Origin of the sequence: Neorhizobium turbinariae (assembly GCF_023223505.1) — a bacterium.
Classification (GTDB): Bacteria; Pseudomonadota; Alphaproteobacteria; order Rhizobiales; family Rhizobiaceae; genus Neorhizobium; species Neorhizobium turbinariae.
Genome location: NZ_JALPRY010000007.1, coordinates 131,925 through 146,769, shown reverse-complemented (window position 1 = coordinate 146,769; position 14,845 = coordinate 131,925). Strand labels below are relative to the sequence as shown.

At 60.3% G+C, this 14,845-nt stretch carries 17 protein-coding genes and 1 pseudogene; 8 read left to right on the top strand and 10 right to left on the bottom strand.

Annotated elements, in window-relative coordinates:
• Nucleotides 1-5: 5 nt before the first annotated feature.
• Together M0654_RS05745 and recX are read left to right on the top strand one after the other, a co-directional pair.
• On the top strand, nucleotides 6-776 hold the full coding sequence (locus tag M0654_RS05745; protein ID WP_248682370.1) for a carbon-nitrogen hydrolase family protein: 771 nt from the start codon (nucleotides 6-8) through the stop codon (nucleotides 774-776).
• 51 nt (nucleotides 777-827) lie between these two features.
• Nucleotides 828-1,388: a recombination regulator RecX gene (recX, locus tag M0654_RS05740; protein WP_248682211.1), complete on the top strand. Its 561-nt coding sequence runs from the start codon at nucleotides 828-830 to the stop codon at nucleotides 1,386-1,388.
• A gap of 6 nt (nucleotides 1,389-1,394) precedes the next feature.
• Here the strand turns inward: recX and M0654_RS05735 are convergent, their stop codons facing one another.
• Nucleotides 1,395-1,862: a group III truncated hemoglobin gene (locus M0654_RS05735; RefSeq protein WP_248682210.1), complete on the bottom strand. Its 468-nt coding sequence runs from the start codon at nucleotides 1,860-1,862 to the stop codon at nucleotides 1,395-1,397.
• A 180-nt stretch (nucleotides 1,863-2,042) separates the two neighbouring features.
• Here M0654_RS05735 and M0654_RS05730 point away from each other — a divergent pair, with 180 nt between their 5' ends.
• Both M0654_RS05730 and M0654_RS05725 read left to right on the top strand, forming a co-directional pair.
• Entirely contained in the window at nucleotides 2,043-2,417 is a 375-nt protein-coding gene (locus tag M0654_RS05730) for a GFA family protein (RefSeq protein ID WP_248682209.1), read from the top strand.
• Nucleotides 2,418-2,647: 230 nt separating this feature from the next.
• On the top strand, nucleotides 2,648-2,917 hold the full coding sequence (locus M0654_RS05725) for a hypothetical protein (RefSeq protein ID WP_248682208.1): 270 nt from the start codon (nucleotides 2,648-2,650) through the stop codon (nucleotides 2,915-2,917).
• A gap of 61 nt (nucleotides 2,918-2,978) precedes the next feature.
• Here M0654_RS05725 and pepT read toward each other — a convergent pair.
• A pseudogene (gene pepT / locus M0654_RS05720) lies at nucleotides 2,979-4,210 on the bottom strand (peptidase T).
• A gap of 183 nt (nucleotides 4,211-4,393) precedes the next feature.
• Between pepT and M0654_RS05715 the strand changes: the two are divergent.
• The 3 genes from M0654_RS05715 (at nucleotide 4,394) to M0654_RS05705 (ending at nucleotide 5,973) form a co-directional block, all read left to right on the top strand.
• The gene (locus tag M0654_RS05715) at nucleotides 4,394-4,735 is read left to right on the top strand and encodes a hypothetical protein (protein ID WP_248682207.1); all 342 of its coding nucleotides are present in this window, start codon (nucleotides 4,394-4,396) and stop codon (nucleotides 4,733-4,735) included.
• A gap of 99 nt (nucleotides 4,736-4,834) precedes the next feature.
• Complete coding sequence (locus tag M0654_RS05710; RefSeq protein ID WP_248682206.1) at nucleotides 4,835-5,152, top strand: DUF6665 family protein; 318 nt, start codon at nucleotides 4,835-4,837, stop codon at nucleotides 5,150-5,152.
• A 47-nt stretch (nucleotides 5,153-5,199) separates the two neighbouring features.
• Nucleotides 5,200-5,973 (top strand): gamma-glutamyl-gamma-aminobutyrate hydrolase family protein, encoded by a 774-nt coding sequence (locus tag M0654_RS05705; protein WP_248682205.1) that lies wholly within the window; start codon nucleotides 5,200-5,202, stop codon nucleotides 5,971-5,973.
• A gap of 63 nt (nucleotides 5,974-6,036) precedes the next feature.
• Here M0654_RS05705 and M0654_RS05700 read toward each other — a convergent pair whose 3' ends face one another.
• Complete coding sequence (locus M0654_RS05700; RefSeq protein ID WP_248682204.1) at nucleotides 6,037-6,252, bottom strand: hypothetical protein; 216 nt, start codon at nucleotides 6,250-6,252, stop codon at nucleotides 6,037-6,039.
• Nucleotides 6,253-6,263: 11 nt separating this feature from the next.
• A complete protein-coding gene (locus M0654_RS05695) occupies nucleotides 6,264-6,443 on the bottom strand; it encodes a hypothetical protein (RefSeq protein WP_248682203.1) in 180 nt (59 codons plus the stop codon).
• 129 nt (nucleotides 6,444-6,572) lie between these two features.
• Here M0654_RS05695 and M0654_RS05690 point away from each other — a divergent pair, with 129 nt between their 5' ends.
• On the top strand, nucleotides 6,573-8,270 hold the full coding sequence (locus M0654_RS05690; RefSeq protein ID WP_248682202.1) for a glycoside hydrolase family 13 protein: 1,698 nt from the start codon (nucleotides 6,573-6,575) through the stop codon (nucleotides 8,268-8,270).
• An 18-nt stretch (nucleotides 8,271-8,288) separates the two neighbouring features.
• On the opposite strand, the gene M0654_RS05685 is transcribed toward M0654_RS05690, so the two are convergent.
• From M0654_RS05685 to M0654_RS05660, 6 genes are read right to left on the bottom strand one after another with little or no spacing between them, the layout of a single operon-like run.
• Nucleotides 8,289-9,194: a carbohydrate kinase family protein gene (locus M0654_RS05685; protein WP_248682201.1), complete on the bottom strand. Its 906-nt coding sequence runs from the start codon at nucleotides 9,192-9,194 to the stop codon at nucleotides 8,289-8,291.
• Entirely contained in the window at nucleotides 9,191-10,219 is a 1,029-nt protein-coding gene (locus M0654_RS05680) for an ABC transporter ATP-binding protein (protein ID WP_248682200.1), read from the bottom strand. Before M0654_RS05680 ends, M0654_RS05685 begins: the two co-directional genes overlap by 4 nt.
• Nucleotides 10,219-11,733, bottom strand: a complete 1,515-nt coding sequence (argH, locus tag M0654_RS05675) for an argininosuccinate lyase (protein WP_248682199.1) — start codon at nucleotides 11,731-11,733, stop codon at nucleotides 10,219-10,221. Before argH ends, M0654_RS05680 begins: the two co-directional genes overlap by 1 nt.
• 4 nt (nucleotides 11,734-11,737) lie before the next feature.
• Complete coding sequence (locus M0654_RS05670) at nucleotides 11,738-12,592, bottom strand: carbohydrate ABC transporter permease (protein ID WP_118852434.1); 855 nt, start codon at nucleotides 12,590-12,592, stop codon at nucleotides 11,738-11,740.
• Complete coding sequence (locus tag M0654_RS05665) at nucleotides 12,589-13,539, bottom strand: carbohydrate ABC transporter permease (protein WP_118852432.1); 951 nt, start codon at nucleotides 13,537-13,539, stop codon at nucleotides 12,589-12,591. The genes M0654_RS05670 and M0654_RS05665 overlap by 4 nt, the downstream gene beginning before the upstream one ends.
• A 27-nt stretch (nucleotides 13,540-13,566) precedes the next feature.
• Nucleotides 13,567-14,820, bottom strand: a complete 1,254-nt coding sequence (locus M0654_RS05660) for an extracellular solute-binding protein (RefSeq protein ID WP_248682198.1) — start codon at nucleotides 14,818-14,820, stop codon at nucleotides 13,567-13,569.
• Between the last annotated feature and the right edge of the window lie 25 nt (nucleotides 14,821-14,845).

Below are 14,845 nucleotides of genomic sequence, written 5' to 3'. Positions count from 1 at the left end.
TGCTCATGAAGATCGCCGGCTACCAGATGCAGCCGATCGTTGGTGATGTTGGCGCCAATCTGGCAAAGATCGAAGCGGCGGCTGAGAGGGCGGCCGCAGAGGGTGGCCGACTGCTGATTGCACCGGAACTGGCGCTTACCGGTTATGGCGCAGCCGACCAGTTTCCGGATCTTGCGACACCCGCGCACGGGCCCGTCACCGATCGGCTTTCGGAGGTTGCTGCTAGACACGGCATCGCGATCGTTGCCGGTTTTGCGGAAGAAACGCATGACGGGACCTTTAACAGCGCCTTCTTCACCGACGGGAAGGGCCAAACGGCGGTCTACCGCAAATGTAACCTCTATGGTCCCTATGAGCGTGCCTGGTTCCGCCAGGAAGACCGGCGGCAGGTTCTGGTCACCCTCGATGACGTCAAAATCGGCTTCTTGATCTGCTACGACGTGGAGTTTCCCGAAAACGTCCGGCGTCTTGCAAAGGGTGGCGCCGATCTCGTGGTCGTGCCCACCGCCTTGCCGACGGGATGGTCGGGACAATTCATCGCCGAGCACATGATCCAGGTGCGGGCCTTCGAGAATCAGGTCTTTGTCGCCTATATCAACCACTGCGGATCAGACGAGCTGTTCGCCTATGCTGGTCTCTCGCGGGTCGCGGCGCCGGATGGGAAGCTGGTTGCCAAGGCACCCGCCGACGGCGAAACGTTGATCTTCGCAGATATCGATCCGTCCGCTTACGCTCAGTCCAGGGCCGAAAACACTTATCTGGCCGATCTCGTTTAGAGAACAAGATATAACGAGCACCGGATTAGGAAAGACGGAAGGCATGTCCGTTTGGAAGAGGACATAATCACATCGGACACTCCGACGCCGCGGATGTTCAGTTGGGCGCGCAACTCCACGATCTACCGCATCGAGCGACGGATGCACACGGAGAAGCAGCTCTTCGACGCGATCTCGCGCAAGGCGCGGCAGAAGTTCGAAGGCATCACGGACGCACAGGTCAAGGCGCTTGCAGAATCCGCCGTCAAGTTCGCCTACGACAACGGCGCGCTTGATGATGTAGCCTTTGCCGAGATGGGCACGCGGTCCGGCATGCGCGGTGGGCGGTCAAAACGGGCGATCGCACAGAAGCTCACCCAGAAGGGGATTGCGCGAGACACCGTGGCCGAGGCGGTCGCGGATGCGGACGACCTTTATGCCGCCGTTGTGCTCGCACGCAAACGCGCCTTTGGTCCGTTCCGCAGGCACGAACTCAACGACAAGATCAAGGCCAAGGAGATGTCCGCCTTCGCGCGTGGCGGCTTCAGCTTCGAGATTGGCAAGCGGGTGCTCCAGATGTCGCTCGATGAAGCACAGGAAAGGCTGGCTGAAGGTCCTGCGACCGGCCGCTAGCCACCGTCACCCCTGCTGGCGCCCCGGATCGTCGAGCGCCGGGTTGTAGAACAGCGAAAGGGTGAGGCTGCGGGCGATGCGCTCTGCAGTTGCCATGAACCAGGCCTTGGCTTCCTCGTTCGGTGCGATGTCGGACAAGGTGTCGGAGAACAGCGCCAGCCATTTCGGGAAAAGCTCGGGCGACATGCCGGCCACCCCGACATGCGCTTGCACCGGCTTGCCGCCATAAGCCCCGTTGTGGAAGGCAACCGCCGACCAGAAGCTTTTCATCTTCTCCATATGAGCTGGCCAGCGACCGGCGAGCGTGGCATCGAAGACCGGCCCAAGTTCCGGGTGTTCCAGGATGCGCGCGTAGAAGGTCTCCACCAGCCGATCGATGAAGGCCTGGTCGACGCCAATCTTGCCCATCTCGGCTTCGGCGCGCTCGCGTATCCCGGCAACATGCGCGGCTCGTCCTTGTAGATCGCTGTTCATCCTGATCCCGACAACTCCTATATTTACCAATGAAGGTAATGCATCCAACCCGACCGTAAAAGCGCGACGCGCGACTTGCGGCTTTATGTCCCCTCGCCCGTCAGCTGCCATGATCCGCATCAATCCACTTTTCTTGCCCTACGGACGCCCTACCTCATCTGGAAACCTGGAGGATGGCGAATGGTAATCAGATCCGGCAGTTGCCTGTGTGGGCAGATCCAGTACGCAGTCAAGGACGTGCCGCTGCGGATCGGGCTTTGCCATTGCGCCGATTGCCGCAAGGAAAGCGGCTCCAGCTTCGTCACTTTCGGTGTCTGGCCGCGCCATGCCTTCGAAAGCAAGGGCGAGGTGAAGTATTATCAGGGGCGCGGGTTTTGCCCGGAATGCGGCTCGCGGGTCTTCAACGAGAGCGAAGGCAACGAGATCGAGATCCGCGTCGGATCCCTCGACATGGCTCCGACGGACCTCGAACCATCCTATGAGGTCTGGGTGAAGCGGCGGGAAAACTGGCTGTCACCTCTCGATCTTCCGCAATATGAGGAAGACCGGCCGTAACCGATCTGACGAAATGTTCTTGCAGATGCGGCAGATCAGCGGAGGTGAGACGAAGTATGTCCAGGCTCCGCAAGTCATCCCTAAAGATTATTTCCTGTAGCGGGAGCTCTTCTGATGCGCTTCGGCTGAACCTGCAGCAACGGTGGACTTAAGTCCGATGGGCGTTCTTCAAAGGAACATAGGCCGGGGGCACCGCGTTGCCTGCGGGTGTATGAACAGGAGAGGATCCCATGACGAACATCATTCTCGCGTCGGCGATTGCGCTTTCGTCCGTTTTTGCTGCAGCAGGCCCGTCGATGGCGCAGAGCGCCAGCATCACGATCCGCAGCGATGACGGCCCCCGTTACCACCGCGAGCGTGAACGTCCCCGCTTCCACCATCGTGAGCGTGACCGCGTCCGCCACGTTGTACGTCAGCGCGAACGTGACTGCTTCACCAAGAAGGTCCGCACCTACCGCCACGGCGAGATGGTTGTTCGCACGACGCGTGTCTGCCGCTAATCAGGCTACCGACACCATGTCGCCGCTGGATGCCTGACCGGCACCCGGCTGCGGAATCCGTTTAGGCCCGCTCCTCCCAGAGCTTCGCAAGCTCAACGATGGTGTGGACGGCTTTTTTCATGTCCTGGCTGCTGACGAATTCGAGCGGCGAATGGAAGGCATGACCGCCGGCAAAGAGGTTCGGGCACGGCAGTCCCATGAATGACAGCCGCGATCCGTCCGTCCCGCCGCGAATGCTGCCCCGCACCGGCGTCATGCCCGCGCGCCTGATCGCTTCTTCGGCATATTCAACAATCTCCGGATGCTGGTCGAGCACGACCTTCATGTTGCGGTACTGCTCCTTGACGCGCAGCGTGTAGGTTGAGCCCGGGTAGCCGCTGAGTACCTCCTTGACGATTTCCTCCAGCAACGCTGCCTTCGTCTTCAACCCCGCCTCGGTAAAGTCGCGAATGATGAGCGAAAGCTTGGCGCCTTCCATCGTGCCTGAAACTTCCGTCGGGTGGATGAAGCCGTCCCGTCCCCGCGTCGTTTCCGGCGCCTGGTCTTTCGGAAGGCGATCGATGATGGCGCCGACGATGCGGATCGCGTTCTCCATTTTGCCGTAAGCAAAGCCTGGGTGGATCGCGACGCCCTGGATGGTGATCTCCGCGCCGTCCGCCGAGAAGGTTTCATCTTCGATCGTGCCTGCCGTTTCGCCATCGAGCGTATAAGCGAAATCGGCGCCGAGCTTCTTCAGGTCGACCTTGTCGACCCCGCGAGCGATCCGTCGGTGGTGAACAGGATGCGGATCGCGCCGTGCTTTATGTCCGGGTTGTTGATCAGGTATTCGGCGGCCGTGATGATCTCGGCGATGCCAGCCTTGTCGTCTGCGCCCAGCAGCGTGGTACCATCGGTGGTGATGATGTCATGGCCGATCATCGTGTTCAGGATCGGGTGTTCAGCCGTGCGAATGACCCTGCTCTTGTCACCCACGAGCGGGATGTCGCCGCCCTGGTAATTCCTGACAATCTGCGGCTTCACATTGGTGCCGGAGAAATCAGGCGCGGTGTCCATATGCGCGGAAAAGCAGATGACCGGGACGTTGTTCTTCGTCGTCGTGGCCGGGATGGTCGCGTAGACATAACCATGCTCATCGAGATGCGCGTCGGTGATGCCGATTTCCTTGAGCTCTTCGACAAGCAGTTCGCCCAGCTTGCGCTGCTTCATCGTTGAAGGCTGGGTCAGCGATTTGGCATCGGATTGAGTATCGATCACAACATAGCGGAGAAAACGGTCGGTAACGCTGTCGGTCATGGCAAAGGACTCGTTCGTTGAAGATACGGCTCCGTTGTAGCGTTCGAACGGCGGGAGGTGAATGCCAAACCTGCGGGAGTTCACTCCGGTCGCCCCTTCATCTTCAGCTTCCATTAAGCGTCGCAGGTGCATGCTTACCTACGTCCGGCCAATGACAGGCCGCGCCATCCGGGGCGTTTCCACATGAAGAAACTTGTAGCATCCGCCATCATCCTTGCAGTCACCTGCGCCACCGCCGTGGTTGCGCCGACAAGCTCTGCCTTTGCAGAATACCGGCACTGGCACCGCCACGGACCGCCACCACCACCGCCGCGCCGTCATCGCCATGACAATGGTGCCGCCATTGCCGGCGGGCTCGCAGCCGGTGTCATCGGCGGCTTGATCGGCGGTGCGCTCGCCAACAGTGCCGAGCCGCGTTACTACGTGGATGAACCGCCACCGCCGCGTTGCTGGTATGAGGACCGGCGCGTGCGGAATGCCTATGATGGCGGCTGGCACTTGGAAAGCGTGCGCGTCTGCCGCTAATCCCATCGCCTACGGTTGAAGAGCGCATCTTTGCGCAAGATATATGTGTCTCATGCTCCTTCCCGAGCCCGAGACACTTCTTTCTTCCGGAGGTCGCCGATGAGCTTCCGCCCGCCACAGTCCCTGTCGCAGCCAGGCTTTGCGAATACCGGCTTCAATGTCCTAGAATACGAGATGCAGGCCGAACGGGCTGCGGCTCTCGCGCGACAGGGCATCAAGGTCGAGGAGGCGCTTGCTGCCTTGCGGGCAAACGATGCGAGGGCACCCGATGACGATCTCCTGTATCGCGCCGCCGATGCCGTTTGGGCGCTTTTCATCCAGCGGGAGATGTGCGGCATGCGGAACAACCGGGACATCATCAAGCGGTATGATATCCCGAAAGAAGTTCTTGCGCGCGTCGGCATGGTGCGCAAATAACATCTCCTGACCCGCCTGCAGAAAATCGACAACATTCAGGATGCGAAATGACCAAGCCTGTCATCGGCGTTATCGGCAACTCGTTCATCGTCGAGGATCGGTTCGCCGCCCAGCTGGTGGGTGAGCGGAACCTGCAGGCCATTGCTGAGGTGACGGACGCGCTCCCGATGATGTTCGCAGGCAATCCGAAGATCACAGATATCGACAGCCTGCTTTCAGTTGTCGACGGTATCCTGCTCACTGGCGCGCGCGCGAATGTGCATCCGCGCTACTTCAAAATGGAGCCGGATGTCAGCCATGAGCCCTATGACGAGAACCGTGACTCGCTTGCCTTGCCGCTGATCGATGCCTGCGTCGAACGCGGCGTTCCGGTTTTCGGCATCTGCCGTGGCTTCCAGGAGATGAATGTCGCGGCTGGCGGCTCGCTGCATCCAGAAATCCGCACCCTTCCCGGCCGAATGAACCATCGCATGCCGCGTCTGGAGACGGGCGAAATCCATCCGGATCCCGCCGTTGTTTTCGCGGACCGCCACGAGGTGCAGCTTCTTCCCGATGGAGTCTTCGCGAAATTGCTCGGCAAGGACACCATCCGCGTCAATTCCCTGCATGGCCAGGGCATCCTGCAGCTTGGCGAACGCATCATTGCCGAAGGTGTTGCTGAAGACGGGACGATTGAGGCGATCCGCTTCAAGGAAGCACCGGGTTTTGCGCTGGGTGTCCAGTGGCATGCCGAGTATGACCCGCAGACGAACCCTATCAACCGGGCGCTGTTCCAGGCTTTCGGGGAAGCTGTCAGAGCGCGTAAGACGCAACAGGCTTGAAAAGAAAGGCACCTTCCGGATCTACCGGAAGATGCCCTTGAGGTGGATCAGCACCTAAGCTGATCAATGGGCAGGCCGGCTGCCGCCGCCTTTTCTTTCCGATTCATGCGTGTGGTGGCTGTCCTTCTCGCCGCCACCACCGGAGACGCGGCTCCTCGCACGGTTATCCGAGTCATCGGACGCAGGCTTCTTGAGATCGAGTGGAGCCTTCGCATTTTCGTGGCTGGACCCGGGCCCACCCTGGCGGATGCTCGCCGGTGTTTTCTGTGATGTCGACATAACTTCGCTCCTCAACGGTCCTGTTGGTAGCCCTGGTGGGTGGTATTCACCTTGCTGTTGCCCTGCTGGCCGCGTTTGTCCGGGTCGCTCGCCGCATCACTATGGGCGCGCTTGACATCCAAATGCGTCTGTTCGCCTGTGCCTTTGTGGCTCAGGTTCTCCGAAGGTGTCGGGGGAAGTTTGCTACTCATGAGGGCCTCCATTGGCTGGCTTCCTGTTTGTCTAACAGCTTGCGCTAAAACAGGTTCCAATCTTGGCAGGCAGTCGGGAACTGGCTGCGCGCGTGCAACGTTCCGCCCTCAAGTTCAGTGGAGGACCTCATGGCAGATATACTCGACCAACTAGCCGAAGCGCTTCATCAGGCCGAACTGCCGAGCGAGCGCAAGTGGTGGCATACCTCGACTGTTTACCAGATCTATCCACGCAGCTTTGCCGATAGCGACGGAGACGGCATCGGCGACATTCCCGGCATCACCGCTAAGCTTCCGTATCTCAAGAACCTCGGCGTCGACGTGCTCTGGCTATCACCGATCTACAAGTCGCCGATGGACGACAACGGCTACGATATTTCCGATTATCAGGACATCGCGCCTGAGTTCGGGACGCTGGGTGATTTCGATGACCTCGTGGCGAAGGCGCGCGACATGGGCATCGGCATCGTGCTCGACCTCGTGGTGAACCACACCTCTGATGAGCATCCATGGTTTCTGGAAAGCCGCAAGAGCAAGGACAATCCGCTCCGCGACTTCTATATCTGGCGCAAGCCCGCTCCCGATGGAGGGCCGCCGAACGACCTCAAGTCGTCATTTGGTGGACCTGCCTGGACGCTCGACGCGGAAACCGGGGAATATTACCTGCACCTCTTCTCGCGCCGCCAGCCAGACCTCAACTGGGAAAACCCGCAGGTGCGGCAGCGCATCTATGACATGATGAACTGGTGGCTCGATAGAGGCATTGCCGGGTTCCGCATGGACGTCATCGACTACATCGGCAAGCAGGTGGATCAGGGCGTCGTCCATGACGGCCCGCACCTGCACGACTACCTGAAGGAGATGAACGAGAAGACCTTTGGTCAGCGCAACATCCTGACGGTGGGCGAAGCCTGGAGCGCCACCCCAGGCTCCGCCCTGCTCTATTCCGGCCGCGACCGGCATGAGCTTTCGATGGTCTTCCAGTTCGAGCACGTTACGCAGCAGTGGGATGAGACCTACGGGAAATGGCGCTCGAAGCCCTTCGACCTGGTCAAGCTGAAGTCCGTGCTCAGCAAGTGGCAATATGCCTTGGCTGACGATGGCTGGAACTCGCTGTTTTGGGGGAACCACGATCTGCCGCGCGCCGTCTCACGATACGGCGATGCCGCAGGCTACCGCAGGGAATCCGCAAAGATGCTGGCGACCGTGCTGCACCTGATGAAGGGTACGCCTTTCATCTACCAAGGCGAAGAAATCGGCATGACGAACGTGCCGTTCAAGGACATCGCTCAGTACCGGGATATCGAGACGCTCAACATGCATCGCCTGCACCTCGAGGCTGGGCTGTCCCCCGACGAGTTCATCAAGGGGGCGAACGAGAATGCCCGCGACAATGCGCGGACGCCTATGCAATGGAGCAACGCGCCCTATGGCGGGTTTTCAACGAGCGTGCCATGGATCGAGGTCAATCCGAACTTCGAGACCGTGAATGCGGAAGCGGAGATGATTGACGAGGATTCGATCTGGAACCACTACCGCAAGCTCATCGCACTTCGAAAAAGGCACCCGATCATCGTCTATGGTGAGTACCAGTCCTGGCTCGACCAGCACCCGGACGTGTTTGTCTACACACGAACGCTGGATGGCGAACGACTGGTGGTCGTCGCCAACTTCAAGCCCAACGAAGTCAGGCTCGACCTTCCGCATGAACTCGCATGCGAAGGCGAATGCCTGATCACCAACTACCAGGTTGTGCCGAGCCTGCGGGAGACGGTGGCACTGAAGCCGTACGAAGCCTTCGCGATCAAGTCGCCCATCACTGCGTAACTTAGTCGTCCGACTTGGCTAGACGCCTGCGTCCGACTTCAGCACGGTCGCGCCACCGCGCATCTGCACCGCCAGGCTGCCGGCGCGAATGCCGGCCTTCAGGCAGGCATCGTTATCGGCGCCATCAAGCCAGGCGTGGATGAAGCCGGCGTTGAAGGCGTCTCCGGCACCCGTCGTGTCGATGACCGGCACCGTCTCTGCCGGGGCATGCGTGAGCTTGTCTTGTGACATCAGCCAAGCACCCTGCGCTCCACCTTTCAGGGCAACCATCGGGAAGGCTTGCGCCAGCTTCCCGATTGCGGCTTGCGGATCTGCCGATCCGGTGATGGCTTCCGCTTCTTCCAAGTTCGGAAGAAAAAGATCAACACCTTCGCAGGCCTTCAACAGGCCGCGGTCGTAGATCAACGTCGCGTCCCAGCTCGGATCGAGCGACACGGTCAGGCCCCTGGCCTTTGCCTGGGAAACAAGATCCGGGATCTCGTGCAGCGTTGCGTATTCCGCGATATGGAGGTGCCGCGTCTCTTCCCAGCCGAGTGCATCATCCAGTGTTGCGGGCAGAGCCGGACCGGCGCGGCGGGTAAGGAAGGCACGATCCTGCCCGACAACGGCAGCCACAGTCACCTGCGGCCCGGCATCGGGGGCACGTTCCACGAAACGCAGGTCAACGCCGCTTTCGAGAATCTGCTTCTCAATGTCCGTCGAAAGCGTATCCATGCCGAGACGCGTGACGAGAGCGACCTTTCGGCCGACATGGGCAAGATGCGCAGCCGCGATGAAGGCACCGCCGCCGGCCGCAATCTCCATGTTGTCCGCGTAGATTTCGCGACCGAGCACCGGCAGGTGGCCGAGGCCCGTGAAAATCAGGTCGCAATAGACCCGCCCGATGCTGAGCACCGCAGATCTCGTCGCTGTCTGCGTCATCATGAACGGCCCAGGAACTTCTCTGTGCTGGCGTCGAAGAGGTAGAGGGTACCCGCAGCCGCACCGCAGGTAAGCTGGCTGCCAACTTCAGGCACAGTTTTGTTGCGCGCGGTGGCGATAACGGTTCCTTCCGGCAGGTCGAGGTGAACCAGTGTCTCCGGCCCCAGCGGCTCAACCGCCGTCACCGTTCCGGTCACGCTGAAGTGGCCGTCCGTTGCACCGGCAATAAGATCGTGAGGACGAACGCCGATCAGCAGGTCGCCGGCGCCGACCTCAACGCCCGCACCATTGCGTCGGCCCTTCACGAGGTTCATTGATGGGCTGCCGATGAACCGCGCGGTGAATACGTCGACCGGGCTTTCATACAGCTCGGACGGCGTCCCCACCTGCAGGATATGGCCGTCCTTCATCACCACGATCCGGTCGGCCATGGTCATGGCTTCAATCTGGTCGTGCGTTACGTAGACCGTCGTGGTCTTCAAGCGCTGATGGAGTCGCTTGATCTCGATGCGCATCTGCGAGCGAAGCTGGGCGTCGAGGTTGGAGAGCGGCTCGTCGAACAGGAAGGCCGAGGGATCACGCACCATGGCACGCCCGATCGCGACACGCTGCCGCTGACCACCGGAAAGGGCGGCTGGGCGGCGGTCGAGGTATGCGCTGAGGCCAAGGATCTTGCCAGCTTCTTCGATCCGCTTGTCCTTTTCTTCCTTGCTGAGCTTGGAGGTGTAAAGGCCGAAGCCGATGTTCTGGCGCACTGTCATGTGCGGGTAGATCGCGTAGTTCTGGAACACCATCGCGATATTGCGCTGCTTCGGTTCGCGCTCGTTGACGACCTCCGATCCGATCTTCAGCTTGCCGTCGGAGATCTCCTCAAGCCCCGCGATCATGCGCAGCGTCGTCGACTTGCCGCAGCCCGAAGGGCCCACGAAGACGACGAATTCGCCATCGGCGATCTGCAGGTCGATACCCTTGACGGCCTCGACCTTGCCGTAGCGCTTTACAATTTTCTCAAGTTCGATCGTCGCCATCAGCGGGCTCCCATCAGGGCAGTAAACTTTTCCTGGAGTTCGGCGGCAGCAGCCGCTTCCTTTTCAGCGGCCTTCCGGGCTTGCTCTTCGAAAGCAGCCAGGCGGTCGCGGTAGCTCTTCAGCGCTTCACCCATCGGCTCGGGAGCTGGTCCGCCAAAACGTGCACGCACGGCAACGAAATGCTCCGGCGAGACGATCTCCTTGAACTTTGCAAGATCGACAGTCGGCTTGCGGCCGGTCAACGCCTCGAATGCTTTCAGGAATGGCTCAAAACCGTCGTCCGTCAGGCTGCCCTTGGCGGCTACCACGCTCTTGGCGGTCGCAGCGGCGATCTCGTGCGCTTCGCGGAAGGACAGGCCTTCGATGCGCACCAGCGAGTCCGCCAGTTCGGTGATGGTGATGCAGGAGCGGCGGATGTTCTGGTCTACTCGCTCGGGGTCGATGCTGATCTGGCTGATCAATGCCGCCAGAAGGTCAAGCACGCGGGAGGCGGAGGCGAAGGCCTCGTAGCCCATTCCCTGCGTTTCGCCCTCGCTGTCGTTCATGTCCGTAAACGGCGTGTTGTGCATCACGTCGAGCACCGTGCGGGCGCGACCGAAGGTCTGGCTCGCCAGGTGGCGCATGTGCTCGATCGGCACCGGATTGCGCTTCTGCGGCATGATCGAAGAGATTTGCACCAGCGCGTTCGGAACATAGATCTGCCCGACCTCGAAGCTCGTCCAGAACTGGAAGTCCTGGATCAGGCGACCGAGATGCAGGAACATCAGCTCGATCGCCGAATAGGTCGAGGTCGTGTAGTCGACCGATGCGATGCAGCTATAGGAGTTGCGCAGCGGCGCAGAGAAGCCGAGAAGCTGCGCGACGCGGGCGCGGTCGATCGGAAAGCCGGACGTGGTGATCGCTGCAGCGCCCATCGGCGACAGGTCAACAATGCGGCGGGCTTCCGCGAAACGCTCCATGTCCCGGATCAGGATCTCGATCGCGGCTGACAGGTAATGGCCGAAAGTCGTCGGTTGTGCGGGCTGGCCATGCGTGTAGGCAACGATCAACGTCGACTTATGCCGATCGGCGGCGTCGATCATGGCGCCAAGCAGCTTGCGCGCCCTCTCCATCAGCGCATCGATCCGCTCCTTGAGGCCGAGCTTGAAGAGCGTGTGGTCGATGTCATTGCGGGAGCGCGCGGTATGAAGGCGGCCTGCGATATCGACACCGATGCGTGCCTTCAGCTCCTTTTCGATCAGGAAGAAGAAGTCCTCGACTTCGCCCGTGTAGACAAGCGCGGACGGATCGATTTCCTTGTCGATTGCTTCCAGGGCGCCGGCGATCTTCGTCGCCAGATCCTTGTCCAGGATGCCTGTCTCGACCAGCATCACGAGATGGGCGCGGTCAATGCGGCGGAAACCGTCGACATGGTGATTCTTGGCGCCGTCAAAGAGCGGGCGAAGCACCGTTTCCTTGTAGACGGGATCGGGAAACTTGCTGGTGTCGGAAAGGCGCGGGTTCATGTCCGCCATGTTCTTATCCTTTCAGGCCTGCGAGCATGACACCGCGGACGATGTAGCGCTGCAGCACGATGAAGACGATGAGCGTGGGAATGGTGGCGATGGCCGCACCGGTCATGATCATTTCCCACTGGATCTGCTGTTCCACGGCAAAGCTCGAAAGGCCGACAGGCAGCGTGTAGAGCTCCTTGCTGGTGGTCACGATGAGCGGCCAGAAGAACGCCGTCCAGTTGCCGAGGAAGGTGAAGATGGCGAGCGCCGAAAGAGCTGGGGTTACAAGCGGCAGCGCCACCTTCCACCAGATCTGGAACTCGTTGAGGCCGTCAACGCGGGCCGCTTCGATGAAGTCGTTCGGCACGGTTTCGAAGAACTGCTTCATCAGGAAGGTACCGAAAGCGGTCATCATTCCGGGGAACATGATCCCCCAGTAGCTGTCCAGCCATCCGAGCTGGCTCGACATCAGGTACCACGGGATCACCAGCATCTCCGTCGGGATCATCAACGTCGAGAGGATTGCCAGGAAGATGAAGTACCGGCCACGGAACTCGAACTTCGCAAGCGTGTAGCCCACGAGGCTGTCGAAGAAGCAGTTCGAGATCGTTACGACGACGGCGACCAGCATCGAATTGAAGAACCAGCGCAGGAAACGCCCGTCCGCAAGGACGGTGATGTAGTTCTCAAGCGTCGGTGCCGCCGGGATCAGCCGCAGGTCATAGACCTGGTCGGCCGACTTGAACGAGGTCGAGAACATGAAGAGCAGCGGCGAGATCATGATCAATCCGCCGATGAACAGCAGGGTCCATGCGATGATCCGGCCGGGCCTGATGTTTGCCTTGTGGAGCGGAGGGGCGATGGTTGCGGCGTCGCTCATTTCTTGTCCCTCAGGATCCAAAGCTGCAGCAGCGAAACGATGAGCAGGATGGTGAAGAGCACCACGGTCTGCGCCGCAGCATAACCCATGGCATAAGAGTTGAAGGCGGTCTGGTAGATCATGAGCACGAGAGGCTTGGTCGATCCGAGCGGTCCGCCCGGATCATTCGTGGTCATGTTGTAGACCTGGTCGAAGATGCGCAGGAAGCCGATCGAGGAGAAGACAACCAGGAAGACTGTCGTTGGCTTGAGCAGCGGCAGGGTGATCTTGCGCAGGATCGCCCACTCGCCGAGCCCGTCGATGCGCGCGGCTTCATAGAAAGTGTTCGGGATAGCGCGTAGGCCAGCCATGAAGATGATGATCTGGAAGCCGAGACCTGCCCAGATGGCGGTGACCATGATCGAATACAGCGCCTGGTCCGTCGAGCGGATGAACGGCTGCTGCGGGATGCCGATCATGCCCAGCACATCATTGATGATGCCGATCGGTGGCGGCTGGTAGAACCAGCGCCAGACCCAGGCCATGGCGGCCGCGGTCGTCAGGAACGGCAGGAAGTAGAGTGCACGAATGAAGTTGTGCATAAAACGGACACGATCAAGGAAATAGGCGATCGTGAAGGCAAGGACGAGGCTGATCGGGGTGCCGACGATCAGGTAAAGGAACGTGTTCTTGAACACCTTCCAGAACTGCGGGTCCTTGAAGAGCTTGATGTAGTTCGCAAACCAGATGAGCTTCGGCGGACGAACCAGATCCCAGTTCGTCAGCGAGAGGTAGAAGGCCTGGAAGGTCGGGTAGAACCGGATCACCGTGTAGAACAGGATCGGCACCGCCAGGAAACCCCAGACCCAAAGGAGCCGTTTGGTCCGCATGGAAAGGCCGCCTGATGATCCCGTGGGGGATCCGGCGGGGCGGCCGGTTGCCGCCCCCTGTTGCTCGATCACTGCCATGAATGAATCCGCATTTCTGGCTGAGGGTTACGGCTGGGCCGCGTCGATGATTTCCTGCTCGGCTTCGGCCGCCTGTTCCAGCGACTCCTTCACCGACTGGCCTTCGAGCAGCACGCGGTTGACCATGTCGATCGCGTTCTGGCGCTGAGCCTGCTCGTCCTTGAACAGCGTGGTATGCGCGTATTCGAGGCCCTTGAGGAACGGACCGTAGATCGGGTCCTTCAGGTTCTCGTCCGTCAACGCAGCCGAGCGAAGGGCCGGCAGTTCACCAACCGTCTTCAGCCAGATGTCCATGGCTTCAGGCGAGGTGATGTATGTCAGGAACTTCTTGGCAGCTTCGAGCTTCTCGCCTGAGGACTTGGCGCTGATGCCGTTGGCGAAGTAGCTCGCATAGTTCGAGCGTACGCCTTCTGCGTTCGCCGGCAATTCAGTCACGCCCCATTCGAAGTCCTTGATGGTGCGGAACGAGCCGAGGCGGAAGGTGCCATCGATCGTCATGCCAGCCTTGCCGGCGCGGAAGGCAGCCTGGCCTTCATCCATGAAGCCGGCCTGGCCGATCTTCTTTTCCATCTGCAGGCTGGTGTAGAACTCGAGCGCCTTCAGGCCGGCCTCATTGTTGTAGGCAACCTTGCTGTCGTTGTCGGTGTAGGGCTCGCCGCCGAACTGGCGGATCAGCACTTCACGCCACCACTGGTGATCCTGGCCGCCCATGTCGAGCGTCGATCCTGCAACGGTGATGTTGCCGGCGTTGTCGTGCTTGGCGATTTTTTGCGCTGCGTCAACGAATTCGTCGAGCGTCTTCGGCGGGTTGTTCGGGTCAAGACCGGCTTCGGTGAAAAGCTTCTTGTTGTAGAACAGTGCGAGCGAGCGCACGGCGGTCGGCAGACCGTAATATTCCCCATCGCGCTTCATCGCGGAAACGATCGGGAAGAAGTCCTTTTCGATCTTTTCTGCCGGGAAAGCGTCCTTCGGCAGCGGCTGAAGGATGCCACCGGCCGCAAACTTGTCGAGCCAGCCGTAGAACAGCTGCATGACGTCAGGCGCATTGCCGGACATGTTGGCGGCGATGACGCGCGTCTGGTAGTCCGCGTAGGGGAACGTCACCTGCTTGACGGTGATATCCGGATTGGCCTTCTGGAATTCAGCGATGAGTTGGTCCATCGCCTTGACGCGGGTGTCGAAAACATACTGCCAGTATTCGATTTCAACAGCCTGAGCCGCGTTAAAAGCGAATGTGCTGAACCCAGCGATAAGTCCGGCGAACAAGGTTGCCTTGCGCATTTGACCCTCCGTTTGCTCCGCCGGC

Excerpts from the sequence above, each read along its gene's own strand:
- M0654_RS05745 (WP_248682370.1), top strand. The coding sequence starts at position 6 with ATGAAGATCGCCGGCTACCAGATGCAGCCGATCGTTGGTGATGTTGGC.
- M0654_RS05735 (WP_248682210.1), bottom strand. The coding sequence starts at position 1,862 with ATGAACAGCGATCTACAAGGACGAGCCGCGCATGTTGCCGGGATACGC.
- M0654_RS05730 (WP_248682209.1), top strand. The coding sequence starts at position 2,043 with ATGGTAATCAGATCCGGCAGTTGCCTGTGTGGGCAGATCCAGTACGCA.
- M0654_RS05725 (WP_248682208.1), top strand. The coding sequence starts at position 2,648 with ATGACGAACATCATTCTCGCGTCGGCGATTGCGCTTTCGTCCGTTTTT.
- M0654_RS05715 (WP_248682207.1), top strand. The coding sequence starts at position 4,394 with ATGAAGAAACTTGTAGCATCCGCCATCATCCTTGCAGTCACCTGCGCC.
- M0654_RS05710 (WP_248682206.1), top strand. The coding sequence starts at position 4,835 with ATGAGCTTCCGCCCGCCACAGTCCCTGTCGCAGCCAGGCTTTGCGAAT.
- M0654_RS05705 (WP_248682205.1), top strand. The coding sequence starts at position 5,200 with ATGACCAAGCCTGTCATCGGCGTTATCGGCAACTCGTTCATCGTCGAG.
- M0654_RS05700 (WP_248682204.1), bottom strand. The coding sequence starts at position 6,252 with ATGTCGACATCACAGAAAACACCGGCGAGCATCCGCCAGGGTGGGCCC.
- M0654_RS05695 (WP_248682203.1), bottom strand. The coding sequence starts at position 6,443 with ATGAGTAGCAAACTTCCCCCGACACCTTCGGAGAACCTGAGCCACAAA.
- M0654_RS05690 (WP_248682202.1), top strand. The coding sequence starts at position 6,573 with ATGGCAGATATACTCGACCAACTAGCCGAAGCGCTTCATCAGGCCGAA.
- M0654_RS05685 (WP_248682201.1), bottom strand. The coding sequence starts at position 9,194 with ATGATGACGCAGACAGCGACGAGATCTGCGGTGCTCAGCATCGGGCGG.
- M0654_RS05680 (WP_248682200.1), bottom strand. The coding sequence starts at position 10,219 with ATGGCGACGATCGAACTTGAGAAAATTGTAAAGCGCTACGGCAAGGTC.
- argH (WP_248682199.1), bottom strand. The coding sequence starts at position 11,733 with ATGGCGGACATGAACCCGCGCCTTTCCGACACCAGCAAGTTTCCCGAT.
- M0654_RS05670 (WP_118852434.1), bottom strand. The coding sequence starts at position 12,592 with ATGAGCGACGCCGCAACCATCGCCCCTCCGCTCCACAAGGCAAACATC.
- M0654_RS05665 (WP_118852432.1), bottom strand. The coding sequence starts at position 13,539 with ATGGCAGTGATCGAGCAACAGGGGGCGGCAACCGGCCGCCCCGCCGGA.
- M0654_RS05660 (WP_248682198.1), bottom strand. The coding sequence starts at position 14,820 with ATGCGCAAGGCAACCTTGTTCGCCGGACTTATCGCTGGGTTCAGCACA.